Here is a 26,718-nt window from a genome sequence, read left to right as displayed (position 1 = left end):
AATCCGCTAAAGTCGCCCCCCTTCTTCACTGGCATGGGGATTTTGCAGGCTATGTTTATTGGTTTTGACTACGGTACCGCTAACTGTTCAGTCGCGGTGATGCGCGACAATATTCCGCAATTGCTAACGCTGGAAAACGGCAGTTCACTGCTGCCATCAATGCTTTCAGCGCCCACTCGCGAAGCGGTCAGCGAATGGCTCTACCGCCATCATGAAGTCCCGACCAGCAGTGATGAGAACCAGGCGCTGCTGCGGCGCGCCATCAACTACAACCGCGATGAAGATATCGATGTGTTACGCAATAGCGTGCAGTTTGGCCTCGCCTCGCTGCATCAATACGTCGACGATCCGGAAGAAGTCTACTTTGTGAAATCGCCGAAATCGTTCCTCGGTGCCAGCGGACTCAAGCCGCAGCAGGTTGCGCTATTTGAAGATTTAGTCTGTGCCATGATGCTGCATATTAAGCAGCAGGCACAAGCGCAGCTGCCGGAAACCATCGACCAGGCAGTGATTGGGCGACCGATTAACTTCCAGGGGCTCGGCGGCGATGAGGCCAACGCCCAGGCGCAGGGAATTCTGGAACGTGCGGCAAAACGCGCAGGCTTTCGCGACGTAGTATTTCAGTTTGAGCCGGTTGCGGCAGGGCTGGATTTCGAAGCGACACTCAGCGAGGAAAAACGCGTTCTGGTTGTCGATATCGGCGGCGGTACCACTGACTGTTCACTGCTGCTGATGGGGCCACAATGGCGAGAAAAAGCCGATCGTCAGCAAAGTCTGCTCGGGCACAGCGGCTGTCGCGTCGGTGGTAACGATCTGGACATCGCGCTCGCCTTTAAATGCCTGATGCCGCTGCTGGGCATGGGAGGCGATACCGAAAAAGGCATCGCCCTGCCGATTTTGCCGTGGTGGAATGCGGTAGCAATTAACGACGTTCCCGCACAGACTGATTTTTACAGCAGCGCCAACGGCCGTCTGCTGAACGACTTACTGCGCAGCGCCCGCGATAGCGAGAAGGTAGCTTTGTTGCTGAAAGTCTGGCGTCAGCGTCTGAGCTATCGTCTGGTTCGCAGCGCGGAAGAGAGCAAGATCGCCCTTTCCGCACAGTCGAGCGTCACGACCGGGCTACCGTTTATCAGCGACGAGCTGGCGACGGCTATCAGCCAGCAGGGTCTGGAAGCGGCTTTAGATCAGCCGTTAACCCGCATTATGGAACAGGTGCAGCTGGCGCTGGATAACAGCAACGATAAACCGGATGTGATTTACCTGACCGGCGGCAGCGCTCGCTCACCGTTGATTAAAAAAGCGCTGGCGGCTCATCTGCCAGGCATTCCAATTGCCGGTGGCGATGATTTTGGCTCGGTAACGGCAGGATTGGCCCGCTGGGCGCAGGTGGTGTTTCGTTAATCATTGATTGTTTCCCCGGATGATCGGGGTTTCGTAGGCCGGGCAAGGCGTCAGCCGCCGCCCGGCAACAATACGAACACAATATTAAAACCGTGCTCTGTTATTTCCCTTCACGACGCGAAACGTAATCTCGCATCCCTTCTCCGGTATAAATCTGTCGCGGGCGATAAATGTTCAGCGGCGCTTCATGCATTTCGTTCCAGTGCGCCACCCAACCGAGCGTTCTGCCTACGGCGGTAATCACCACAAACATCGACGCGGGCAGCCCCATTGCTTTGAGGATCACAGCCGTATAAAAGTCGACGCTCGGCGACAGGCCATTCTCAACAAAATACGGGTCGGTCAGCGCCACCTCTTCAAGCGCCATCGCCACCTGCAATGGCATATCGCACATGCCCAGCTCTTCCAGTACCCGGTGACAGGTCTCACGCAATATAGCCGCTCTGGGGTCAAGATTACGGTAGCGAGAGTTACCAAAGCCCAGGCGACGGAATGCCTGCGGATCGCGTTTTGCTCTACTCAGGAAGGCGGGGATTTGGTCAACGGTCTCAATCTCTTCCAGCATTCGCATGCTGGCTTCGTTAGCCCCGCCGTGTGCTGGCCCCCACAGGGACGCAAGCCCCGCGGCAACGCTGGCAAATAAGTTTGCCCCGGAAGAGCCCGCTGCCCGCACAGTCGTGGTCGACGCGCACTGGCCGTGGTCAGCATGCAACACCAGGATCTGATTCATGGCCTGCTCAATCACCGGGTTAAGTTGATATTTTTCTGCCGGGATCGCAAACAGCATATGCAGGAAATTACCCGCATAAGAGAGATCATTACGTGGATACTGCGCCGGCTGTTCAATGGAAAACTTATAGCTCATCGCCGCCAGGGTTGGCATTTTCGACAGTAAACGCGTCGCGGCCAGTGCGCGGTGTTCCGGGTTTTCGACGTCCAGCACATCGTGATAAAACGCTGCCAGGGTCCCTACCAAAGCACACATTAATGCCATCGGATGGGAGTCGCGACGAAAACTGCTGCACATGCGGGCAATCTGCTCGTGCACCAGGCTATGGCGGGTAATTGTTTCGTTGAAAACCTGATAGCTGGCTTCGTCTGGCGCATCGCCACGCAGCAGAATATAAGCGACCTCAAGGAAGTCACACTGACGAGCGAGTTGATCCACCGGGTATCCGCGATGCAGCAGAACGCTATTTTCGGTATCAATCCAGGAGATGGCTGACGTACAGCCTGCGGTGTTGCTAAAACCGGGGTCAAAACTGCATATCCCTAAAGGCGCTAACGGGCGTATATCCATGCCAACGTGGCCGAGAGTCCCGGTGACCGTACTCAAAGGAATTGACCGTTGTTCATCCAAAGAAAGCATTAACGATTTCGTCGTCATCCTGTAAGGTCCCCCTGTACAACATAATGAATAATTTGCCTGGCCATTTCTCCAGGCGGAATTGCCAACATAACCAGAGTCGCCCAGGGATTCTTTGATATGAATAACCAAAACATTCACAAAGGCGCATTATTATTCGTCGTTTTAGTGAAACTTCGCCACACTCCCCATCGAATAAAATAATGAACAACCGATCATTTGCATGACTTAAATCCTGCGATTTTATGCATAAAGGATGATTTTATTTTACATTCAATAGCCAATCGTGGTTCCTCATTTTATTCAGCATTTACCCCCACATCATTACCCAATGATATCAATCCCTGGCCCCCCAATGGCGACAGGAGGGTCTACATGCGAGACTGCAGGTTCGATCGTTGATACCGTTCAACGGTGGTGCTTTTTCAGACTCCCCCGCAACATACCAATAAATAAAAAATTAATTAAAGTGTAATATCTGCCAACTATCAGCCGCCGTCATTATTAAATAAGCTATTGCAAATTTTATATATCTATACCACTGGCTAATATCAAAAACGCCTATGCTTTGACGGAATTTTTAGCTTGCATATCCTCCCTTTCTCCCCATACGTTAACCTGACATGAGAATTTACCCAAGGCAGGTCTGGCCAGTTGCCCGACATGCAAATAACGCTGGAATAATAGCTTTGACAACAGCAGAATGCTGCGTCGTCCAACCCTACGAGTTTATTTCCCGGATTCCGGGGGATTGCCTGTGCCAGCAGCAGGCTTCATCGCCGTTCATATCGTACTGGTTTTATTAATCCATACCGCAAGGGGTCGTGATTGAATCGTGTGTGCGCAGTTTTTGATATTGTTTGCCGATGCAACAGACTTCATTTCTGGGCATGGAGTGGCGTATTTTTTGCTCTACAGATGTTGGCCCCGGCTCGCGCGGAAGTCCGTCAACTGGGTATCGATATTCCTGTATACTGGTACGCCGACGCCAGCGACAAAATGACGTTAGATGCCTTTCTTTCTCTGCCGGAAGATGCGCTGAAAACGGCACCGCTGATTCCCTCGTTTGGCTATTCGCCAAAGACCTTCTGGTTGCGTACCACGCTTCCTGCGGCATACTTCGCCGGTGAACAACGCTGGCTGCAGCTGGGCCCGTCATTTGTTGATCATTTAAGCGTATTTTATCGTCCCTACGGCAGCGATAGCCCGTGGATACGAAAAGAGTTTGGCGATCATGCTCCCGCTCGGGATAACGATCTCGACTATCGGGAGAGCGTGCTGATTTTACCGCCGCCCCCCACCGTTGAGGGCTACGAGATAGCATTCCGTCTCCAGAGCAGCAGCACACTCATTCTGTTGGCAACCCTCTCTTCCCCACAGGAGTTTGTGCGCTCTGCGACTCTCGACACGGCCTTCTGGAGCTTTTATTTTGGTCTGGCTGTGATTGCCAGCGGCATCGCACTGTGGCTCGCCATTGCGCTGCGCCGCCGTTTACTGTGGGGGATCTGCTTGTTCTCCCTCAACTATCCGCTGGTGGCAGCACTGCACGGTTATCCTGAATGGCTCTTTGGCGACGTGGTGTTGCCGGTGCAGGATTACATGATCAGCAGTTTGTCACTGGTGAGCTACGCCACTGCCCTGTGGATGCACAGCGAGGTTTTTGATCTTAAAAAGAATATGCCGCGACTGCATAAACTGCTGCTGGCGGCTATCGGGTTAAATATTATCTTGCAAATCAGTATCCCGTTGGGCTTCTATGGCCTGGCGATGCAGATAGAAGCGGGGATATTCTTCATCGCCGCCCCTATTCTGCTGATAACGTCCTGGACGCTGTGGCGGCGTAAAGCGATTGACCTGAATACGCTACTGCTGGGGCTGCTGCCGCCGGTATACGTGGTATCCGCCGCGCTGGTTTTGCTCTCCATCCATGGCGTCATTCCCTTTCATAATATGGTTTATTCAACCTGGCAGTACGCGCTGATTATCCATATCGTCACCGTATTGATTATCGCCGTGCTGCGCGTTCGCGCGGAAAACCGCAAGTTAATGAAGAAACAGCAGCTGGCGCGGGAGCTACAGATTGAGCGCGAGGCCAGTTTCCATCAGCGCCAGTTTATGGGTATGGTGGCGCATGAGTTCAGAACACCGCTGGCAATTATTCAGGCCGCGCTGGAAAACTTACGCCTGTGCTCTTCAACCTCTGTGCAGGAACCGCGCCTCGACAGGATGCAGCGGGCGACGACCCGGCTGGTGCAGTTAACCGATAACTGTCTGGCCGACGCCCGCCTGTCGTCCTATGCCCTCCGGGCTGATAAGCAAGATTCAGAACTGCTACCGGTCATTCAGATGGCCGCGACGGTCGTCGATCTTTCGCTGAATCATTATTTAACTGTCACCCTTGATGGGCAAACTACCAGCCCGGAATCGTCCTCCCCGGTGCTATTTATTGACGGCGGGTTGCTATGTATTGCGCTCGCCAATCTGCTCGATAATTCGGTCAAGTATTCCGCTTCAGGTGAGATTTGTATCGAAATTCATCAACAGAAAACGCCGTTCGAAATACGGATTAGCGATCGCGGGCCCGGTATTCCGGGTGAACAGGTTGAGCTGATTTTTGAGCGCTATCGCCGCGGTGAGACGCATACGACAACGCCTGCCGGAACTGGCCTCGGATTGTATGTTGCCCGACAAATCGTACAAGCCCACGGTGGAGACTTGTGGTTAGCCAAAAACACCCCTGCCGGATGCGAATTTGCGCTCACTCTCCCACAGACCGGACAGCAGAAGGAAAAATCATGACATTACGTGTAGCTATCATCGAAGATAGCGCTGATTTACTCGATGAACTGCTGGCCTTTTTACGCCATCGCGGATTCGACGCCTGGGGCGTGCGCAGCGCAGAAGCATTCTGGCGTCAGCTGCATCGCGATCCGGTTGATATCGTACTTATCGACATCGGCTTACCGGGAGAAGATGGATTTAGCGTGCTGGACTATCTGCACGAAATTGGTCAGTTTGGACTGGTCGTCATCACCGCCAGAGGGCATGAGCAGGACCGGCTCCAGGCGTTAAATTCAGGTGCTGACCTCTACCTCATCAAACCGGTGAATTTTTCCGATCTCGCCGATAGCATTAATGCGCTTGGCTCCCGGCTTCGGCAGCAAAAACCGCCAGTTAACGCTCCCCAGGCAGTATCAGCGGAACAGTCAGCGTCGTCGCCCTGGACGCTGCAAGTTGAGCAGCTTGTCGCACCTTCGGGGCTGACCCTACCGCTGACGCAACAAGAGTATCGGCTGCTGGAGGTCTTAATGCGTAATCGTAATGAAGTCTGTAACAAAGTTGCCCTGCACGACTGCCTGTTCACCGATGAAGGCGAACCGGAGCTGCACCGAATCGACGTGGTCATCAGTCGTTTACGGCACAAGGCCCGCCTGCACGGCATTACCCTGCCCATTCGCGCCATTTTTGGCAAAGGTCTGGCGTTTATTTCCTGATATCTCTCGCCCCGGCAGTCACCAGTCTGCCGGCTTAGTCCGTCCTTTCTGTACTGTTTCATTACTATTACGTTATGAATTCGGCTTTTCTTGTTAACTTTTTTTCATTTTTTGAGAGGAATGAGAGAAATGAGACTGACAGCACATTAAGAATTTTCCTACATTGACATGGTGTCGTGAGCGAACCACGTCAAAGCGTCATTAAGATAATGGACTGTCGATAAATTCAGCAACCTCTGAATTCCGGCCGTTTGCCGCACGCTTTGCTCCCACGATCGCCAGTACGATTTTGAAGAAGAGTATAAAAATATTCTCGTGCGTACGATGTACTGTTTTAACACCTAAAATTAAGTTAAAGGATATCAATCATGGCCATGCAAACATGGTTAGCCTTATTGCTGTGTATATTTTGCCTTTGCGTTTCCGTCTATAGTCTTGTTTCTTATATCAGAGACAGGAGAAAACAGAAGTTTCCGTTTTCAATGAAAAACTCTTCGCGCAGAAGATAATTAAAGCCACAGCAATAATAAAAAATCTGCACAGCAACAATCACCGCATACGCCCGGAGGATTGATCACAACATGGCGTTATGTTGATTTATCAGGGAAATAACGCCATGAAAAGAATAAACATCGCAATCAATACTAAAAATACGTTTCTCAGAGAATCTTTGGTTTCAATGGTCAATGAACTGACCGGCAACAACGATAATCTCGCTGCCAGTTTTTCTTATAAGCATAATGACTTTTTAGATAAGGATATCATTATTGCTGAAGTTCTCCCTGGAGAGATCTATCTGTGCAATACCAGCATAAAGAATCGCAAGAAAAACAGCTCAGTGATCATATTACATAGTTATGACAAGCTCCCGGAAAAAGAGTTAATCGTTAACTGCCTGAAAGGCGTTATCTTTGTCTCAATAAAATCGGTCAACATTGATAAAATGTTTGAAATTATTGCCCTGGAACTAAAAAGGTGTGAACGCCTGACGCTGGCGCAGGTTACAGATTCAACGCTAACCTGCGCTAACTGCCCGCATAAAATGCTATCACGATCGCAGATCGCCGTCGCCAATGGCATTATTCATGGCTTTGACATCAGTAAGATTTCGGCCCTCAACAAGGTCAGCATCAAAACCACCACCTGGCACAAAAGTAAAATCATGGAAAAATATAGTCTTAATAACAATTATGACTTTTTCCAGTTTATTAATTTGTTAAGAGAGCGGTGGTAACCTGTCTCATATGCCAATCATTGATAACATTAGAGCATTGAAAATTAGGAATTTGACGGCTTGTACAGGAAGGTATTCCGAAAAAATATCACCCGGTGAAAAAGGTCTACTCTGACACCATAAGCAGCAGGTAGTATTGTCCGGTTCCTTGGTATAAAGATACAGCTGTGTATTTTTATACAATAAGAAAAACGTCTCTATCGAGGAATATGTCACTTCGTCACATTGCCCCTTGCGTGCCTGTTAGGGGCCTCTTTTTCATCTCATGCAGCAAAACGCCCCCATCAGAGAGGGCGGATGGCCATCAGGCTTCGACCTGCTGAGGTTCAACCTCAGACTCAGGCTCTTCTTCCCGTAATAAACCTTCATTTTTCGACAGCATCGCCGTGGCGATACCGTTACCCAGTACGTTAATCGCCGAACGCCCCATATCAAGGAAATGGTCGATGCCCATCAGCAGCAGAATACCGGCAACGGGAATATTGAAGCTTGGGATAGTCGCAGCCAGCACCACCAGCGCGGAACGGGGTACCCCGGCAATCCCTTTTGACGCCAGCATCAGGGTCAACATCATGACGGTGATTTCGCTAAAGCTCAGCTGAATATTGTAAGCCTGAGCGATAAACATGGCGGCAAAAGAGCAGTACACCATCGATCCAACCAGGTTAAAGGAGTAACCGATCGGCAGAACAAACGACACGATATTGCGCGAGCAGCCGAATTTAACCAGCCGTTCCAGGGTCTTTGGATAGGCAGCTTCGGAGCTACTGGTCGTGAACGCTACCAGCACCGGGTCTTTGAGCATGTTCAGCAGGCGGAAAACCTCTTTTTTCAGCACCACGTAGCCTACCGCCAGCAGCACCGCGCTGGTCAGTAAAATAGCGACATAGTAACCGCCAATAAAAGAAGCATAGTTAAGCAGGATGCCCAACCCTTGCGAGGCAATAACCGAGGAGATCGCGGCGAAAATTGCCAGCGGCGCGACGTACATTACATACCCGGTCACCTTCAACATAATGTGGGAAACCACATTCAATGCCGCGACCAAAGGCGCATTGAATTTTTCCCCCAGCGACGCGCCGCCAATGCCAAAGAACATAGAAAACACCACGATTTGCAGGATTTCATTGTTGGCCATCGCCTCGGTAATGCTGGTCGGTATGGTGTGGGTCAAGAAGCCTTTTAAGCTCATGCCGCTCACCGCCAGCCCCGTCTCAACGGACTCTCTAGGGATCGTCAGATTTAAGCCGGTACCCGGATGCTCAATGCTCACAATCACCAGCCCGACCAGGATGGACAGGATTGACGAAGTGATAAACCACAGCATCGCTTTGCCGCCGACCCGCCCGATTGTGGCCGTCTCGCCAAGGCGCATGATGCCGACCGTCAAGGTACTGAAGACCAATGGCGCAATCACCATCTTAATGAGGCGCAGAAACACATCGGTGAGCAGCGTAATGTTTTCGGACCATGCGGTAATGGTCGTTTGCGCGGCATATGCGTGTATCGCCGCGCCGGAGAGGATCCCCAACAGCATGAAAATGATGATGAATAGCGTGAGTTTGTTTGCACTTGCCACAAAAATTAACCCCTGATTTATTTAACATGTTGATCTTAATGCTCATGTATTTTATTTATTGGAGAGCATTAAACATTCACCATACAAATTGAATAAAAGCAGGAGAAGTTACAACTGTTTTTTAGTTTTTATAGTAAAAGTTAATGTGCGCGTTGATGTGCATCAAGCCGCAGAGAGCCTCAGCAAAACGTCCGGTTCTTACATCGCCAGCCCGCCACCGCCGCTAAACGGCTGCTCTCCGGCGATTTTCATCACTTCCGCCCCGAGAGTCACAAACGGCGCACGACGGCTGGCATAGATCAGGCCGCCCGCTTTCGGCCGGACCGCTTTGACCATATCAGTAAGCGGATCGATGATTTCCGCGACAACATCGTCGCGGCTGACCCACTCACCAGGCTGTTTTAGCTGAACTAAAATTCCGGTTGCCGGGGCGGTGACAATCTCTCCGGCGGCAAACGGTAGCATCGTCGTTTCCTGCTGCGGCACCTCAGGCTTATCGCCCGCCAGCACGCCGCGATATTGCAGATAGCGGTAAATTCGTTCGGCGTCCTCACACGCGGTGGCGTGATTCACATCCTGCTGCCCGCGCAGCTCGACGGTCACCGCCATACAGCCAGGACGGTATTGCTGCCACTGTGGATACTGCGCGGCCAGACGTCGCCATGGTAAACCACAGGCTTCATCAAACGAGTTGCCACCGCTCTCCTGCGACAGCAGCACCGCGCCAATGCCGAGAAACGCCGCCATAACGCCTGCTTCCTCCTGCCAGTCCGGGTCGGCGTACAAATGCAACATAGCCTGGTCGTCACAGTGCAGATCCAGGACCAGATCGGCATCGCAGGCCAGACTCAATAGATGATGACGCAGAGCCTGAACTTCACTCTCGCTGGGAAGTGCCGCTAATGCGACCTGCATTGCGCCGCGCACTCGTTGCAAGTAATGCATACGGGAAACAGGCAATTCCGCATTGATATGCGGTCGCGCCAGTAAGGCCAGGTCGGGGAAGTCACGATTAAAATTGCGCCCGCTAGCCAGATCAAAACGGCCAATACCGCTATTGAGCAGCACCTGAGCCAGCCCCGGCGGGTTCGCCACCGGCACGAGAATGATTTCACCGCGCAGCTCACCCCGTCGCTCCGCCTGACTCAGCAATCTTTTAAGATAGTGCAGAACCAACATGCCCGGGATTTCATCGGCGTGCAGCCCCGCCTGCAGATAGACTTTTTCCCCGGATCCGGGCTCGCCAAAGTGAAAATGGCTTAATTGCCTCTGCCCACTGAGCGCATGTTCAGGTAACGTATGGTGTTTAATTTTCATTGGACGTCCTGGTTGTGGAAAAGAAAGCCCGGCTTGACCGTATTGATCATAAGATCCTTGAAATCCTGCGCCGGGATGGCCGCATTTCTTATCAAAAGCTCTCGGAGCAGGTAAACCTCACCGCGCGTCCCTGCCTGGAACGCGTGCGCGGCCTTGAGCGCGACGGCATTATTCGCGGCTACAGCGCGATCATTGAACTGCCTGAGCCGGAGCACGCTTTTGTGGTGCAGGCGCAAATCGCGCTGGCCGACCACGGGCGCTCGCAGCCGGTGTTTGAGCAGGAGATGCGCCAGACGCCTGAAGTGCTGGACTGCTGGCTGGTCAGCGGCAGCTTTGATTTTCTGGTGCGCATCGGTTGTCGCAGCATGGCCCACTACTGCCAACTGGCAGATAGCTGGCTGACCAGTAAAAAGTTTCACGTTGATAAAATCGTCACCCTGACCGAACTGCAATCCATTAAGCGCTCCTGATTAGCCGCGACGAATAAATGCCAGCCAGCGCCGTTCAGCGCGTGAAAAGGTGAATATCAGCATAAAAGTACACAGCAGATACAGCGCGGCAGCCATCAGAAACGGAATAAACGGCGAATAGGTCATAGCGTAGAAGGCGCGCGCCACGCCGGTGACATCCAGCAATGTGACGGTACTGGCCAACGATGTGGCGTGCAGTAAAAAGACCATTTCGTTGTTCAGCGCCGGAATTCCCCGTCTGAGAGTCGCGGGCAGAACCAGACGGCGGATAATCTGCCATTTGCCCATCCCATAGGCTTCCCCGGCAACCCACTCCTGACGCGGAAAAGTCACCATCATCCCCGCCAACAATTCCGCGACGTAAGCAGAAGTGTTCAGCACCAGCGCAAGCGCCGCGCAAAAGGTGGCATCGCGAAACAGCAGCCAGAACGGCTGGTCGTTCATCCAACCCGTCTGCACGATGTCGAACTGCGACAAGCCGTAGTAAATCAGCATCAGTTGCAGATAAAGCGGCGTGCTGCGGAAAAAGTAAGTAAAACCGCGAATGGGCAGCGCCAGCGCCCGTGGACCGTAAACTTGCCCCACCGCCATCAGTACCGCCAGCACCATGCCCGGTATGATCGAGAGCAAAAACAGCTCTGCCGTCACCGCCAGCCCGCTCGCTGCTCCGTTGCCGTCGCTCCACAAATAGCTGGGAAGCGCATCAATAAAGGTTTGTACATTCATAGCGTCGCTCCCGCCGTTGAAGAGCGCAGCGCGTAACGTTTTGCCAGGCAACTAAACAGCCAACTGGAGAGCGCGGTAATCACCATATAAATCAACGAGACCAGGAAATAAAACAAGAAAGGCTTTTGTGTCGCGCGTCCGGCCTGTTCAGCCAGCCATACCATATCCTCCAGGCCGAGGATCGAGACCAGCGCCGACGCTTTCATCAACCCCAGCCAGTTATTGTTAATGCCAGGAATAGCAAAGCTCAGCATCTGCGGTAGCATCACCCGACGGAACACCGTCCACGGGCGCATCCCGTAAGCCTGCGCCGCCTCTGTTTGCCCGCTATCAACGGTAAGAAATGCGCCGCGAAAGGTCTCGGTGTAGTAGGCCCCGAAAACAAACCCAATCGCCAGTACGCCGGAAATAAAAGTATTGAAGCGAACGGGACCCAACCCAACCAGCCCCAACAGCAGATTCACCAGCATTTCGCCGCCGAAAAACAGCAGCAGCATAATCACCAGCTCCGGGATACCGCGCACTAACGTGGTGTAGGCGGTGGAAAACAGGCGCAGCCACGGCGGGCCAAACAGCTTAATCAGTGAATTGACCAGTCCCAGCAGCAGGGCCACCAGCAGCGAAGCCAGCATCACGCACAGCGAGAGCGCCGCGCCGCGTAACAGTAACGGTAAATAATCTGCGACCATGTTCAGCCTTCCGCTTGTACCCTAACGGGGCGCAAATCATCGACTGCGCCCTCCCCCTCCAGCTTATTTGCCGTAGATATCAAAGCTGAAATATTTTTTCTGAATGGTGTCGTAGGTGCCGTCGGCACGAATCGCTTTAATCGCGCCGTTTAGCGCGTCACGCAGCGCCGGATTGTCTTTATTGACTGCGATCCCAACGTCAGAGGAGATGCCGCCGTCCTGGATAACCGGGCCGGCAAAGGCAAACTTCTGCCCGCGTGGGGTATCGATAAAACCAGTCGCCGCCTGAATATTATCCTGCAAAGCGGCGTCGATACGACCGGAAAGCAGGTCTAGATAGACGTTATCCTGGTTTGCGTAACCGACGATTTTCACGCCGTGATTAGCCCAGTTGGCCTTAGCAAAAGCCTCATGAGTGGAGCCTGTCTGGACGCCAACGGTCTTGCCTTTCAGCGTCGCAACATCCGGCAGCAGCGGACTGCCTTTACGTGCCACCAGCTGCGCCGCGCTGCGATAGTAGCGGTCGGTAAAATCCACTTCCTTCTTGCGCTCATCGGTAATATTCAACGAGGCGATAATGGCATCGAATTTATGCGCGTTCAGCGCGGCGATCATGCTTTCGAACGGCTGCTTAACGAAAACGCATTTCGCTTTTAGCTGCGTACAGAGCGCATTGGCGATATCAATATCAAAACCGGTAATTTCACCGCTGGGTGCCAGGACATCGAAAGGCGGATAGCCGCCATCGACGCCAAAGCTGATGGTGTCAAACTGCTGGGCGGCCAGCGGCGCGCTGAGCGCCATATAGGCCAGTAATGCGGCGATGCGTGTTTTCATTTCGGTTTCCCCGGTGTCGGCGCGGTGATTAAAAACGCAGTGAGAGGCAGGTCAGCCCGCCATCCATTTTCTTAAATTCGCTGGTGTCGAGCTGCACAATGGGCATTCCCAGCTTGCTGATTTCGCCCAGGGTATGGGGGTAACCCTGCGGCGTAATTAAGGTATCGTTAATCCACAGCGTATTACCGGCGTAGGACTCTTCTTCAGGGATTACAATGCTGTTAAAACCGCTAAACGCCGGGTGGTTAACATAGCCTTCCGTCAGCAGCAGCGTATTGCGGCCAACGTAGTTAACAATTGATTTCAGATGCAGACCGGCGCTCACTTCAATCGCCGTCACCTTATAGCCGTGTGGCTCAACGGCAGCGGCAAATTCGCGAATGCCCTGCTCATCGGTACGCGCCGTCAGGCCAATAAAAAACTGCTTGTCCACCAGCAGCACATCGCCGCCGTCCATATGCCCACGCTCGCTCATCTGCACCAGCGGACGAAAGCACGCCAGCACCGGTGCGATGGTGTCAACTTCACCCTGGCGGCTCGGTGCGCCCGGATGGGTAATCACCGCCAGTTCCGGCATCACCACGGCGGTATCTTCAACAAAGTGCGCATCCGGATAATCTGCCGCCGCAGGCAGCACGGTCACTTTGAGACCGAGCTTAAGCAAAGTTTCGACATAAGCGAGAAACTGGCGAGTGGTGCTGGCAATATCTGGTGCGCCTAGCTGCGCGGTAGTTTGGCCCGCGCCGCAGGTAGCGGCCGGTAGACGAGCGATGGCTTGGGTAAAATGCATAAAGAACCCTCTGGTATTGGTCGCTTTGATAAAGGCAAAATAATGAGTGAATTTGATTATCAAACAGATACGACCGCCAATCAGGTTGAATCGCCTCCAGCGGCTGCTTATTCACGCTGTATATCAGTTCAGATTCGACGCAATCCGCTGTTGGTATCAAGAAACAACGGATACCGATAAATAAAAGGGGGCGTTCGCAAGATCGGTGGGTAAAAATCGATAAGCGTAAATTACGCGTAAATATTCACCGTAAGCCTCTCAGCAAAAAGCGTTTTATCCAGACATATCTCAACAGTCTTTTCATAATTCCTCCATTTTTAAGCAGCGTTCACTGACTAAACTAGTATCATTCCGTGAAACGTTTCAGGATGAGATAGCAAATTAATGAAAGGTAGCAAGAAAAGCCGTTGGGTAGCCGTGCTGGTAGTCGCGATCGTCGCGGGTGCAGCGTACTGGTTTTGGCAGGGTCGCGAAGCGGCAAACAGCACCTCTGTAACGGCAGTAGGCCCTGGCCAGCAGGGTCCAGGGCCAGGTGGGCCACGCCACGGTCGTTTCGGCGCAGCCCTTGCGCCGGTGCAGGCGGCAACGGCCACCAGTGAATCGGTCCCTCGCTATCTCTCCGGCCTTGGTACGGTAACGGCGGCGAACACCGTCACCGTGCGCAGCCGCGTTGACGGTCAGCTTTTGGCTATCCACTTCACGGAAGGCCAACAGGTAAAGGCGGGCGACCTGCTCGCCGAAATCGACCCCAGCCAGTTTAAAGTCGCCCTCGCCCAGGCTCAGGGCCAACTGGCAAAAGATCAGGCCACCCTGGCCAACGCTCGTCGCGATTTGGCGCGCTACCAGCAATTGGTCAAAACCAACCTGGTTTCACGCCAGGAGCTGGATACTCAACAATCGCTGGTCAGCGAATCTCAGGGCACGATTAAAGCCGATGAAGCCGCCGTCGCCAGCGCCCAATTACAGCTGAACTGGAGCCGCATCACCGCGCCGATTGATGGTCGGGTCGGCTTAAAGCAGGTTGATATCGGCAACCAGATCTCTAGCGGCGACACCACCGGGATTGTGGTGCTAACGCAAACTCACCCTATCGACCTGGTCTTTACGCTGCCGGAAAACCAAATCGCCACGGTGGTTCAGGCGCAAAAGGCGGGTAAAAACCTGGTCGTCGAAGCCTGGGACCGTACCAACAAACAGAAAATCAGCGAAGGTTCCCTGCTGAGTCTCGACAACCAGATTGACGCCACGACAGGCACCATCAAGCTTAAAGCACGCTTTAATAATCAGGACGACGCCCTGTTCCCGAATCAGTTCGTCAACGCCCGGATGCTGGTGGATACCGAGCAAAACGCGGTGGTTATTCCGACCGCAGCACTGCAAATGGGCAACGAGGGTCATTTCGTCTGGGTGCTGAACGATGAAAACAAAGTCAGCAAGCATACGGTGACGCCCGGGATTCAGGACAGCCTGAAAGTGGTGATTAACGCCGGGCTTTCCGCCGGAGATCGCGTGGTGACCGACGGCATCGACCGCCTGACGGAAGGCGCGAAGGTCGAAGTGGTTGAGGCTCACGACGCCACCACCGCAGCCGAACCGGCAAAAGCCACCAGCCGTGAATACGGTAAAAAAGGAGCGCGCTCCTGATGCAAGTGTTACCGCCGAGCAGTACGGGTGGCCCTTCCCGTCTGTTTATCATGCGCCCGGTAGCGACGACGCTGTTAATGGTGGCCATTATGCTGGCCGGGATTATCGGCTATCGTTTCCTGCCCGTTTCAGCGCTGCCGGAAGTGGATTACCCAACCATTCAGGTGGTGACGCTCTACCCTGGCGCCAGCCCGGATGTCGTGACCTCGTCGATCACCGCGCCGCTGGAGCGCCAGTTTGGCCAGATGTCCGGGCTTAAGCAGATGTCGTCCCAGAGTTCAGGCGGCGCATCGGTGGTCACGCTCCAGTTCCAGCTCACGCTGCCGCTGGACGTTGCCGAACAGGAAGTTCAGGCGGCCATCAACGCCGCGACTAACCTGCTGCCGTCAGATCTGCCTAACCCGCCGGTCTACAGCAAAGTGAACCCTGCTGACCCGCCGATTATGACCCTCGCGGTCACCTCTTCCGCCATTCCGATGACTCAGGTCGAAGATATGGTAGAAACCCGCGTGGCGCAGAAAATCTCCCAGGTTTCCGGCGTCGGGCTGGTGACCCTGGCGGGCGGTCAACGCCCGGCGGTGCGCGTGAAGCTGAACGCCCAGGCCATTGCCGCCCTCGGGTTGACCAGCGAAACGGTCCGCACCGCGATTACCAGCGCCAACGTTAACTCGGCAAAAGGTAGCCTCGACGGTCCGTCCCGTGCGGTTACGCTTTCAGCTAACGATCAGATGCAATCGGCGGAAGATTACCGCCGCCTGATTATCGCCTATCAGAACGGTGCGGCGATTCGCCTCGGCGATGTCGCAACAGTTGAACAGGGGGCGGAAAACAGCTGGCTCGGGGCATGGGCCAATAACCAGCGGGCGATCGTGATGAACGTTCAGCGCCAGCCGGGGGCCAACATCATTTCCACCGCTGACAGCATCCGCGAGATGCTGCCACAGCTAACCGAAAGCCTGCCTAAATCGGTCAAAGTGCAGGTGCTTTCTGACCGCACCACCAATATTCGCGCCTCGGTCAGCGACACTCAATTTGAGCTGATGCTGGCGATCGCCCTGGTGGTGATGATTATTTACGTGTTTCTGCGCAACGTCCCGGCGACCATTATTCCCGGCATCGCCGTGCCGCTATCGCTGGTCGGTACTTTCGCGGTGATGGTGTTCCTCGACTTCTCGATTAACAATCTGACGCTGATGGCCCTGACCATCGCTACCGGGTTTGTGGTCGATGACGCCATCGTGGTTATCGAAAACATCTCGCGCTATATCGAAAAAGGCGAAAAACCGCTGACCGCTGCCCTGAAAGGCGCGGGTGAGATCGGCTTTACCATTATATCCCTGACCTTCTCGCTGATCGCGGTGCTGATCCCGCTGCTGTTTATGGGTGATATCGTGGGCCGCCTGTTCCGCGAGTTCGCCGTCACCCTGGCGGTGGCGATCCTTATCTCGGCAGTGGTCTCGCTGACCCTGACGCCGATGATGTGCGCACGCATGTTAAGCCACGAGTCGCTGCGCAAGCAAAACCGCTTCTCCCGCGCCAGCGAACGCTTCTTTGAGCGGGTGATCGCCGTCTATGGCCGCTGGCTGAGCCGGGTGCTGAACCATCCGTGGCTGACGCTGAGCGTGGCCCTTAGCACGCTGGCGCTATCGATTATGCTATGGGTGTTTATTCCGAAAGGCTTCTTCCCAACGCAGGACAACGGTATCATCCAGGGCACGCTACAGGCCCCGCAGTCGGTATCGTTTGCCAGCATGGCCGAGCGCCAGCAGCAGGTTTCCGCGGTCATTCTTAAAGATCCGGCGGTGGAAAGCCTGACGTCATACGTTGGGGTTGACGGCACCAACCCGGCGCTGAACAGCGCCCGCCTGCAAATCAACCTCAAGCCGTTGGACGAGCGTGACGATCGCGTACAAACGGTCATCGCCCGCCTGCAAAACGCGGTGGACGGCATTCCCGGTATCGAACTTTATCTTCAGCCAACCCAGGACCTGACGATTGACACTACCGTCAGCCGCACCCAGTACCAGTTCACGCTTCAGGCCAACTCGCTTGATGCGCTGAGCAACTGGGTACCGCAGCTGCTGACCCGCCTGCAGGCATTGCCGCAGCTCTCCGACGTCAGCAGCGACTGGCAGGATAAAGGCCTGGCGGCGTATATCAACGTTGATCGCGATAGCGCCAGCCGTCTCGGCATCAGCATGTCAGATATCGATAACGCCCTGTACAACGCCTTCGGTCAGCGCCTGATTTCCACTATTTATACTCAGGCAAACCAGTACCGCGTGGTGCTGGAGCATGATACCCAGGCGACGCCGGGGCTGGCAGCGCTGGATAATATTCGCCTGACCAGCAGCGACGGCGGGATCGTGCCGCTTACGGCGATCGCCAAAGTGGAGCAGCGCTTTGCCCCGCTGTCGATTAACCATCTCGATCAGTTCCCGGTCACCACGATCTCGTTTAACGTCCCAGGCAACTATTCGCTGGGCGATGCGGTCGAGGCGATTCTTGGCGCCGAGCAGGCGCTGGAGTTCCCGAGCGATATTCGTACCCAGTTCCAGGGCAGTTCTCTGGCCTTCCAGTCGGCGCTCGGCAGCACCGTCTGGCTGGTGGTTGCCGCCGTGGTGGCAATGTATATCGTGCTCGGCGTGCTATATGAGAGCTTTATTCATCCAATCACCATCCTGTCTACGCTGCCAACGGCTGGCGTCGGCGCGCTGCTGGCGCTGTGGTTGGCCGGTAGCGAGCTGGATGTTATCGCCATTATCGGCATCATTCTGCTTATCGGTATCGTTAAGAAAAACGCCATCATGATGATCGACTTCGCGCTGGCCGCCGAACGCGAACAGGGCATGCCGCCGCGCGAGGCGATTTATCAGGCCTGTCTGTTGCGTTTTCGTCCGATCCTGATGACCACGCTGGCGGCCCTGTTCGGCGCGCTGCCGCTGATGTTGAGCACCGGCGTTGGCGCGGAACTGCGTCGTCCGCTGGGGATCGGTATGGTTGGCGGCCTGATGCTCAGCCAGGTGCTGACCCTGTTCACTACTCCGGTCATCTATCTGCTGTTCGACCGCCTGTCGCTGTATATGAAGAGCCGGTTCCCACGGCGTGAGGAGGAGGCGTAAGTGAAGTTTTTCGCCCTCTTCATTTATCGCCCGGTGGCGACGATTCTGATTTCGCTCGCCATCACCCTGTGCGGCGTCCTCGGTTTCCGCCTGCTGCCGGTCGCGCCGCTGCCGCAGGTGGATTTTCCGGTCATTATGATCAGCGCCTCGCTGCCCGGCGCCTCGCCGGAAACTATGGCCTCTTCGGTGGCGACGCCGCTGGAGCGCTCTTTGGGGCGGATTGCCGGGGTGAACGAGATGACCTCCTCCAGTTCGCTTGGCAGTACGCGAATCATTATGGAGTTCAACTTCGATCGCGATATCAACGGCGCCGCGCGCGACGTACAGGCGGCAATTAACGCCGCGCAAAGCCTGCTGCCGAGCGGCATGCCGAGCCGCCCGACCTATCGCAAGGCCAACCCGTCCGACGCGCCGATCATGATCCTCACCCTCACCTCGGATACCTATTCCCAGGGTGAGCTGTACGATTTCGCCTCTACCCAGCTGGCGCAGACCATTGCGCAGATTGACGGCGTCGGCGACGTTGACGTCGGCGGCAGCTCCCTGCCCGCCGTGCGCGTTGATCTCAACCCGCAGGCGCTGTTTAACCAGGGCGTGTCGCTGGACGCGGTACGCACCGCCATCAGCGATGCCAACGTGCGTAAACCGCAGGGAGCGCTGGAAGACGCCTCCCACCGCTGGCAGGTGGAAACCAACGACGAGCTAAAAACCGCCGCCGAATATCAGCCATTAATCGTGCACTACAATAACGGCGCGGCGGTGCGGTTAGGTGATGTCGCCAACGTCACCGACTCGGTACAGGATGTGCGCAATGCCGGGATGACCAACGCTAAACCGGCGATTTTGCTGATGATCCGCAAGCTACCGGAAGCCAATATCATTGAAACGGTGGACAGCATTCGCGCCCGCCTGCCGGATCTGCAGCGCACGATCCCGGCATCTATCGACCTGCAAATCGCCCAGGACCGGTCGCCAACCATCCGCGCCTCGCTGGAAGAAGTCGAGCAAACGCTGGTGATTTCGGTTGGTCTGGTGATCCTCGTGGTGTTCCTGTTCCTGCGCTCGGGACGAGCAACGCTGATCCCGGCGGTGGCGGTTCCGGTCTCGCTGATTGGCACCTTTGCGGCCATGTACCTGTGCGGCTTCAGCCTGAATAACCTGTCGCTGATGGCGCTGACCATCGCCACCGGCTTTGTGGTCGATGACGCCATCGTGGTGCTGGAGAACATCTCCCGCCATCTCGAAGCGGGTATGAAGCCGCTACAGGCAGCGCTGCAAGGGAGTCGGGAGGTCGGTTTCACCGTGCTGTCGATGAGCGTGTCGCTGGTCGCCGTCTTCCTGCCGCTGCTGCTGATGGGCGGGCTACCGGGGAGGTTACTGCGCGAATTTGCCGTTACCCTGTCGGTGGCGATCGGCATTTCGCTAGCGGTGTCGCTGACCCTGACGCCGATGATGTGCGGCTGGCTGCTGAAAAGCGGCAAGCCCAACGAGCCGACGCGCAAGCGCGGTTTTGGTCGTCTGCTGGTGGCGATTCAGGGCGGATACGGCAAGTCGCTGAAATGGGTACTGAAGCACAGCCGCTTAACCGGCCTGGTGCTGCTCGGCACCATCGCGCTCAGTATCTGGCTCTATATCTCGATTCCGAAAACCTTCTTCCCGGAGCAGGATACCGGGGTACTGATGGGCGGCATTCAGGCCGACCAGAGCATTTCGTTCCAGGCAATGCGCGGCAAGCTGCAGGACTTTATGAAGATCATTCGTGAAGATCCGGCGGTGGATAACGTCACTGGCTTTACCGGCGGCTCACGGGTCAACAGCGGGATGATGTTTATCACCCTGAAATCGCGCGATGAACGACACGAAACGGCGCAGCAGATTATCGACCGGCTGCGTAAAAAACTGGCGAAAGAGCCGGGGGCCAACCTGTTCCTGATGGCGGTACAGGATATTCGCGTAGGCGGACGTCAGGCTAATGCCAGCTACCAGTACACCCTGCTGTCGGACGATCTTGCGGCGCTGCGCGAGTGGGAGCCAAAAATCCGCAAAGCGCTGGCGGCGCTGCCGGAACTGGCGGACGTTAACTCGGATCAGCAGGATAACGGTGCGGAGATGGATCTGATCTACGATCGCGATACCATGTCGCGTCTGGGGATCAGCGTGCAGGACGCCAATAACTTGCTCAACAACGCCTTCGGTCAACGGCAGATCTCAACCATTTACCAGCCTCTGAACCAATATAAGGTGGTGATGGAAGTCGATCCGGTTTACACCCAGGACGTCAGCGCGCTGGATAAGATGTTTGTGATCAACAGCGAAGATAAACCCATTCCGCTCTCTTATTTCGCCAAATGGCAACCGGCCAACGCCCCGCTGTCGGTGAACCATCAAGGGCTGTCGGCGGCGTCGACCATCTCCTTTAACCTGCCGACCGGCAAGTCGCTGTCGGAAGCCAGCGATGCGATTAACCGGGCAATGACCCAGCTTGGCGTGCCGTCAAGCGTGCGCGGCTCGTTCGCCGGGACCGCGCAGGTATTCCAGGAGACCATGAACTCGCAGGTGATTCTGATTCTGGCGGCAATCGCCACGGTCTATATCGTGCTGGGGATCCTCTACGAGAGCTACGTTCATCCGCTGACTATCCTTTCGACCATTCCTTCCGCTGGCGTCGGCGCGCTGCTGGCGCTGGAGCTTTTCGATGCCCCGTTCAGCCTAATCGCGCTAATCGGGATTATGCTATTAATTGGCATCGTGAAGAAAAACGCCATCATGATGGTCGATTTTGCCCTTGAGGCGCAGCGTAACGGCAACCTGCCGCCGGAAGAAGCCATCTTCCAGGCTTGCCTGTTGCGTTTTCGCCCGATAATGATGACCACCCTGGCAGCGCTGTTCGGCGCGCTGCCGCTGGTTATCTCCAGTGGTGATGGCTCCGAGCTGCGCCAGCCGCTGGGGATTACCATCGTCGGCGGTCTGGTGATGAGTCAGTTGTTGACCCTGTATACCACGCCAGTGGTCTATCTGTTCTTCGACCGTCTGCGGTTGCGTTTTTCGCGAAAACTCCATCAACCGGTAAGCGAATAACATGACCGATCTCCCCGCCAGCGTGCGCTGGCAGTTATGGATAGTGGCCTTCGGCTTCTTTATGCAGGCGCTGGATACCACTATCGTCAACACCGCCCTCCCCTCAATGGCGAAAAGCCTCGGGGAGAGTCCGTTGCATATGCATATGGTTATCGTCTCTTATGTATTGACGGTAGCGGTGATGCTGCCCGCCAGCGGCTGGCTGGCGGACCGGGTGGGCGTACGTAATATTTTCTTCAGCGCTATCATCCTGTTTACCGCAGGTTCGCTGTTCTGCGCTCAGGCTGCTACTCTCGACCAGTTAATACTTGCCCGCGTATTGCAGGGCGTCGGCGGCGCGATGATGGTTCCCGTCGGTCGCCTGACGGTGATGAAAATCGTCCCGCGCAGTCAATATATGGCGGCGATGACCTTCGTCACCCTCCCCGGCCAGGTCGGCCCGCTGCTCGGCCCAGCGCTCGGCGGAATGCTGGTGGAGTACGCCTCGTGGCACTGGATCTTCCTGATTAATATTCCGGTCGGGATTATCGGCGCCATCGCCACCCTGTGCCTGATGCCCAACTACACCCTGCAAACCCGGCGCTTTGATATCTTCGGCTTTATTCTGCTGGCGGCGGGAATGGCCACGCTAACCCTGGCGCTCGACGGTAAAAAAGGGCTCGGTATCTCTGTGCAGTGGCTGGCGGCGCTGGTAGCGGCCGGCGTTGCATCCATTTTGTTCTATCTGTGGCACGCGCGCGGTAATCGCAACGCGCTGTTTAGCCTGAAACTGTTCAGCAACCGCACCTTCTCTCTCGGCCTCGGCGGCAGCTTCGCCGGGCGCATCGGCAGCGGCATGCTGCCGTTTATGACGCCGGTATTTTTGCAGATTGGCCTCGGCTTTACGCCATTCCACGCCGGGCTGATGATGATCCCGATGGTGCTCGGCAGCATGGGCATGAAGCGTATCGTGGTCCAGGTGGTCAACCGCTTCGGCTATCGTCGGGTGCTGGTGGCCTCAACAATCGGCCTGGCGCTGGTCAGCCTGCTGTTTATGGCGGTCGCTCTCGCGGGCTGGTACTGGCTGCTGCCGGTGGTGCTATTCCTGCAAGGGATGATCAACTCCAGCCGCTTTTCGTCAATGAACACGCTGACTCTGAAAGACCTGCCCGATGACCTCGCCAGCAGCGGCAACAGCATGCTGTCAATGGTCATGCAGCTGTCGATGAGTATCGGCGTCACCATCGCCGGCATGCTGCTGGGTCTCTATGGTCAGCAGCATATCAGCGCCGATGCGACAACCACTCATCAGGTCTTTCTCTATACCTACTTAAGCATGGCGGTGATTATCGCGCTACCCGCGCTGATTTTTTCCCGCGTACCGGACGACGACACCACCAACACCGTGATTGGTCGTCGCAAAAGGAGTGAATCTTGAAGTTCTGGCGTCCCGGCATTACCGGCAAGCTATTTATCGCGATCCTCGCCACCTGCATCGTACTGTTAATCAGCATGCACTGGGCGGTGCGCATCAGTTTTGAACGCGGGTTTATCGACTATATCAAGCGCGGAAACGAGCAGCGGCTGACCATGCTCGGGGACGCCCTGAGCGAACAGTATGCCCAGCACGGTAGCTGGAAGTTCCTGCGCAATAATGACCGGTTTATTTTCCAGTTGCTGAAAACGTTTGAGCGCGACAACGACGACCACTCGCCGCAGGGGCGCGGTATGAGACCTGAGCCAATGGATGAGCCTGGACCGGGTCCCGGCCCCGGGGAGATGCCGCCGGATGCCGCGCCAGACCGACCGCTCGATGGCCCACGCGGCGATCGAGGTCCCGGCCCGGACATTCCGCCGCACGGCTGGCGCACCATGTTCTGGGTAGTTGACCAAAAAGGCCGCGTGCTGGTAGGGCCGCGCGAACGCTTACCGAAAGATGGCACCCGGCGCAACATTATGGTTAACGGCGTGGAAGTCGGCGCGGTGATTGCGTCGCCGGTTGAGCGCCTGACGCGCAATACGGATATCAATTTTGACCGCCAGCAGAAACGCACCAGTTGGCTGATTGTCGCCCTCGCGACGCTCCTCGCCGCGCTGGCTACCTTCCCGCTGGCGCGCGGCCTGCTTGCGCCGGTCAAGCGGCTGGTCGAGGGCACCCATCGTCTGGCTGCCGGAGATTTCTCGACCCGTGTTACGGCCAGCAGCAGCGATGAACTGGGCCGCCTGGCGCAGGATTTTAACCAGTTAGCCAGCACCCTGGAGCGCAATCAGCAAATGCGCCGGGACCTGATGGCTGATATTTCTCACGAACTGCGCACGCCGCTGGCAGTGCTGCGCGGCGAGCTGGAAGCGATTCAGGACGGCATCAGGAAATTCACCCCGGACTCCATCACCTCTTTACAGGCCGAGGTCGCCACTCTCACCAAACTGGTTGACGATTTACATCAGCTATCGATGTCCGATGAAGGTGCGCTCTCCTACCAGAAAACCTCGGTGGATATCATCAATCTGCTGGAAGTCGCCGCTGGCGCGTTCCGCGAACGTTTCGCCAGCCGCGGACTGTCGATCGGCGTTTCGCTGCCGGAAAGCGCGACGATTTTCGGCGACCGGGATCGCCTGATGCAGCTCTTTAATAACCTGCTGGAAAATAGCCTGCGCTATACCGATAGCGGCGGGGGCCTGCAGATTAGCGCCAGCCAAAATGGCCGCATGCTGGTTCTCGACTTTGCCGATAGCGCTCCGGGCGTAACCGATGAGCAGTTGGAACGGCTGGTTGAGCGCTTTTACCGTACCGAAGGGTCGCGCAATCGTGCCAGCGGCGGCTCTGGTTTAGGGCTGGCGATTTGCCTTAACATCGTGGCGGCCCACGGTGGCACTTTGCGTGCCGGTCATTCGCCTTTGGGCGGGGTTAGCATTAAAGTAGAGTTACCTCTGGAACGTAATTTATCGAGAGACGTATGACTGAATTACCTGTTGATGAAAACACACCACGCATTCTGATCGTGGAAGATGAGCCCAAGCTGGGCCAGTTGCTGATCGATTATCTCCAGGCGGCGGGCTATGCGCCGACGCTGATTAATCACGGCGATCAGGTTCTACCGTACGTTCGCCAGACGCCGCCGCATCTGATCCTGTTAGATCTGATGCTGCCCGGTACCGACGGACTCACCTTATGCCGCGAAATCCGCCGCTTCTCCGAAGTTCCTGTGGTGATGGTGACGGCTAAAATCGAAGAGATCGACCGTCTGCTCGGGCTGGAAATCGGTGCCGACGACTATATTTGTAAGCCCTACAGCCCGCGTGAAGTGGTGGCTCGCGTGAAGACCATTCTTCGCCGCTGCAAGCCGCAGCGCGATCTGCAGGAGCTGGATGCGCAAAGCCCGCTGATCGTTGACGAAGGCCGCTTCCAGGCCTCCTGGCGCGATAAACTGCTGGACCTCACTCCCGCTGAGTTCCGCCTGCTGAAAACCCTTTCCCAGGAGCCGGGTAAAGTCTTCTCGCGCGAGCAGTTGCTGAATCATCTGTACGATGATTACCGCGTGGTGACCGACCGAACCATCGATAGCCATATCAAGAACCTACGGCGCAAGCTGGAGTCGCTGGACGCCGAGCAGTCGTTTATCCGCGCCGTTTACGGCGTAGGCTATCGTTGGGAAGCAGACGCCTGCCGCCTGGCGTAGTGAGCCAACTGCCCGACATTTCCCCGGCAACCGGTTCACCGCCGTCTGCGGGCCGGTAGCCCGGACAGATGCGCAGCATCGCCTCCGGGAAATGTGCCGGATCTGATGCATCGGCGTAGCGTCTTCCCGGTCGCGCTACGCTGACCAGGCAACCGGTTCACCGCCGCCTGCGGACCGGTTGCCCGGGTAAGGCGTTTACGCCGCAACCCGGGAAATCTTCGCCGCCCCACGTCATAATCTAAGAATATCCTCAAGAATAAGAAATCATCCGACAACATGATATATTCCGTACGGATATTCTCTAATACTCAACTGCGCAAGGAATGCCATGAGTGATAATACAAAGAAATATTTACCTTTTTACGCTCTGCTTCTGCTCTGCGCCGCCGCCAGAGCAGAAATCACCGAGCAGCAGATCGAGGCTGATTGTGCAAAAATCCCGGACTGGGCCAATCAGGGCGAGCAGTTCTACAAAGCGAAAAACTATGCCAAAGCGCGTAAAGCTTTTGAGCAGCAGGCCGCGTGGAGCGAAAGCTGCACCCTTGACGACAGCGCCATCGCCACGGCCTACAACAACGTGGCGTTGACCTGGATGCGCGAAGGTCAATGGCGTAAAGCCCGCGCCTGGCTGATGATAAGACCGGACGATAGCAAGTCGATTTACAATCTGGGGCTTATTAAAGATAAGCTGGCGGCTCTGCCGCCTCCAGCTTCCGCTGCGGGTGAATATTGGAACTATTCCGGGCGCGCCTCCTGGAACGTACTGACCATAAAAACGTTGCCCCAGCCATCGCGCTTTCAAGTTGATTTTCAGGGTTATTATTTCGGCATGATGGGGATCTACGTTGGCCCCAACATGGGCGAGTTTTCCGAAGACGTGTTGCTGGAAAATGGCAAAGGCGTCGTGGCGCTTCGGGAAGGAGACTACATTCACTGCGATATCTCGCTGACGTTTTCTTCCGAAGCCATCGACGCCAGCACCGATACTCCCATGAACTGCGGTTTTGGCATGAACGTCAGCGCTGACGGACACTATCTGCGCGTTGATTAAGCCAGAGGGATAAGCGAATGACGCTAAATAAGTCTGTATTTCAGATAGCTCACAAAGTGCGCTTCTCTGGAATTACCCGGCATCGGCTAACGCCTAACCAGGCCTGCGGATAATTAGTAACCTGATGATATTATAGTATTTGCAGGCCGTGCAAGGCACTAGCCGCCGCCCGGCAGAAATGCGAGCACAATATCTAACACAGGTTTGTCATCAGCCTTTCCCTCTTGGCTCCCTGTTTCTGCTCTGTCCGCCAGAGCA

Annotated in this window: 20 protein-coding genes; 13 read left to right on the top strand and 7 right to left on the bottom strand. The window is 55.5% G+C overall.

All coding sequences use genetic code 11. From position 1 onward, the window contains the following. The first annotated feature begins 51 nt into the window (after positions 1-51). Entirely contained in the window at positions 52-1,404 is a 1,353-nt protein-coding gene (yegD, locus tag ACMYSL_RS10030; RefSeq protein WP_434662526.1) for a molecular chaperone, read from the top strand. A gap of 100 nt (positions 1,405-1,504) precedes the next feature. Here the strand turns inward: yegD and ACMYSL_RS10025 are convergent, their stop codons facing one another. Next, on the bottom strand, positions 1,505-2,791 hold the full coding sequence (locus ACMYSL_RS10025; protein ID WP_112213184.1) for a citrate synthase: 1,287 nt from the start codon (positions 2,789-2,791) through the stop codon (positions 1,505-1,507). Positions 2,792-3,688: 897 nt separating this feature from the next. Between ACMYSL_RS10025 and ACMYSL_RS10020 the strand changes: the two genes are divergently transcribed. The 4 genes from ACMYSL_RS10020 to ACMYSL_RS10005 all read left to right on the top strand — a co-directional run bounded on the left by ACMYSL_RS10020 (position 3,689) and on the right by ACMYSL_RS10005 (position 7,498). Then, positions 3,689-5,569, top strand: a complete 1,881-nt coding sequence (locus ACMYSL_RS10020; RefSeq protein ID WP_434662522.1) for a sensor histidine kinase — start codon at positions 3,689-3,691, stop codon at positions 5,567-5,569. Beyond that, the gene (locus ACMYSL_RS10015) at positions 5,566-6,264 is read left to right on the top strand and encodes a response regulator transcription factor (protein ID WP_182239856.1); all 699 of its coding nucleotides are present in this window, start codon (positions 5,566-5,568) and stop codon (positions 6,262-6,264) included. The genes ACMYSL_RS10020 and ACMYSL_RS10015 overlap by 4 nt, the downstream gene beginning before the upstream one ends. 368 nt (positions 6,265-6,632) lie before the next feature. Then, positions 6,633-6,773, top strand: a complete 141-nt coding sequence (locus ACMYSL_RS10010; protein WP_434662520.1) for a small membrane protein — start codon at positions 6,633-6,635, stop codon at positions 6,771-6,773. A 107-nt stretch (positions 6,774-6,880) separates the two neighbouring features. Then, complete coding sequence (locus ACMYSL_RS10005) at positions 6,881-7,498, top strand: transcriptional regulator (protein WP_182207320.1); 618 nt, start codon at positions 6,881-6,883, stop codon at positions 7,496-7,498. 304 nt (positions 7,499-7,802) lie between these two features. Here ACMYSL_RS10005 and ACMYSL_RS10000 read toward each other — a convergent pair whose 3' ends face one another. Then, positions 7,803-9,035, bottom strand: coding sequence for a dicarboxylate/amino acid:cation symporter (locus ACMYSL_RS10000; protein ID WP_434664007.1), 1,233 nt, complete (start codon positions 9,033-9,035; stop codon positions 7,803-7,805). Positions 9,036-9,275: 240 nt separating this feature from the next. Next, positions 9,276-10,394, bottom strand: coding sequence for a succinylglutamate desuccinylase/aspartoacylase family protein (locus ACMYSL_RS09995; protein ID WP_434662517.1), 1,119 nt, complete (start codon positions 10,392-10,394; stop codon positions 9,276-9,278). Positions 10,395-10,408: 14 nt separating this feature from the next. Between ACMYSL_RS09995 and ACMYSL_RS09990 the strand changes: the two genes are divergently transcribed. Beyond that, the gene (locus tag ACMYSL_RS09990) at positions 10,409-10,864 is read left to right on the top strand and encodes an Lrp/AsnC family transcriptional regulator (RefSeq protein WP_182207648.1); all 456 of its coding nucleotides are present in this window, start codon (positions 10,409-10,411) and stop codon (positions 10,862-10,864) included. On the opposite strand, the gene ACMYSL_RS09985 is transcribed toward ACMYSL_RS09990, so the two are convergent. The 4 genes from ACMYSL_RS09985 to ACMYSL_RS09970 form a co-directional block, all read right to left on the bottom strand. Further along, on the bottom strand, positions 10,865-11,590 hold the full coding sequence (locus ACMYSL_RS09985; protein WP_434662514.1) for an ABC transporter permease: 726 nt from the start codon (positions 11,588-11,590) through the stop codon (positions 10,865-10,867). After that, a complete protein-coding gene (locus ACMYSL_RS09980) occupies positions 11,587-12,279 on the bottom strand; it encodes an ABC transporter permease (RefSeq protein ID WP_434662511.1) in 693 nt (230 codons plus the stop codon). Before ACMYSL_RS09980 ends, ACMYSL_RS09985 begins: the two co-directional genes overlap by 4 nt. A 63-nt stretch (positions 12,280-12,342) precedes the next feature. Beyond that, positions 12,343-13,116 (bottom strand): ABC transporter substrate-binding protein, encoded by a 774-nt coding sequence (locus ACMYSL_RS09975; RefSeq protein WP_434662508.1) that lies wholly within the window; start codon positions 13,114-13,116, stop codon positions 12,343-12,345. Between the two features lie 28 nt (positions 13,117-13,144). Further along, positions 13,145-13,906, bottom strand: a complete 762-nt coding sequence (locus tag ACMYSL_RS09970; protein ID WP_434662506.1) for a dimethylarginine dimethylaminohydrolase family protein — start codon at positions 13,904-13,906, stop codon at positions 13,145-13,147. A gap of 384 nt (positions 13,907-14,290) precedes the next feature. Here ACMYSL_RS09970 and ACMYSL_RS09965 point away from each other — a divergent pair, with 384 nt between their 5' ends. From ACMYSL_RS09965 to ACMYSL_RS09935, 7 genes are all read left to right on the top strand, one after another. Then, a complete protein-coding gene (locus ACMYSL_RS09965) occupies positions 14,291-15,550 on the top strand; it encodes an MdtA/MuxA family multidrug efflux RND transporter periplasmic adaptor subunit (protein ID WP_434662503.1) in 1,260 nt (419 codons plus the stop codon). Continuing rightward, positions 15,550-18,672, top strand: a complete 3,123-nt coding sequence (locus ACMYSL_RS09960) for an MdtB/MuxB family multidrug efflux RND transporter permease subunit (RefSeq protein ID WP_434662501.1) — start codon at positions 15,550-15,552, stop codon at positions 18,670-18,672. Before ACMYSL_RS09965 ends, ACMYSL_RS09960 begins: the two co-directional genes overlap by 1 nt. After that, entirely contained in the window at positions 18,673-21,750 is a 3,078-nt protein-coding gene (gene mdtC / locus ACMYSL_RS09955; protein ID WP_181485653.1) for a multidrug efflux RND transporter permease subunit MdtC, read from the top strand. It abuts the gene before it with no gap. A 1-nt stretch (position 21,751) separates the two neighbouring features. Continuing rightward, the gene (locus ACMYSL_RS09950; RefSeq protein WP_181485652.1) at positions 21,752-23,167 is read left to right on the top strand and encodes an MFS transporter; all 1,416 of its coding nucleotides are present in this window, start codon (positions 21,752-21,754) and stop codon (positions 23,165-23,167) included. Next, on the top strand, positions 23,164-24,690 hold the full coding sequence (gene baeS, locus ACMYSL_RS09945) for a two-component system sensor histidine kinase BaeS (RefSeq protein ID WP_181485651.1): 1,527 nt from the start codon (positions 23,164-23,166) through the stop codon (positions 24,688-24,690). The genes ACMYSL_RS09950 and baeS overlap by 4 nt, the downstream gene beginning before the upstream one ends. Further along, positions 24,687-25,409 (top strand): two-component system response regulator BaeR, encoded by a 723-nt coding sequence (gene baeR / locus ACMYSL_RS09940; RefSeq protein ID WP_434662497.1) that lies wholly within the window; start codon positions 24,687-24,689, stop codon positions 25,407-25,409. Before baeS ends, baeR begins: the two co-directional genes overlap by 4 nt. 328 nt (positions 25,410-25,737) lie before the next feature. Further along, positions 25,738-26,460 carry a tetratricopeptide repeat protein gene (locus ACMYSL_RS09935; RefSeq protein WP_434662495.1) on the top strand — a complete coding sequence of 241 codons (723 nt, stop codon included), beginning with the start codon at positions 25,738-25,740 and terminating at the stop codon, positions 26,458-26,460. Positions 26,461-26,718: the final 258 nt, after the last annotated feature.

It is taken from the genome of Klebsiella sp. MISC125, assembly GCF_051131775.1.
GTDB lineage: Bacteria > Pseudomonadota > Gammaproteobacteria > Enterobacterales > Enterobacteriaceae > Klebsiella.
Note: the sequence above shows the minus strand (reverse complement) of the source record. Positions and strands in the feature narration are given on the sequence as shown.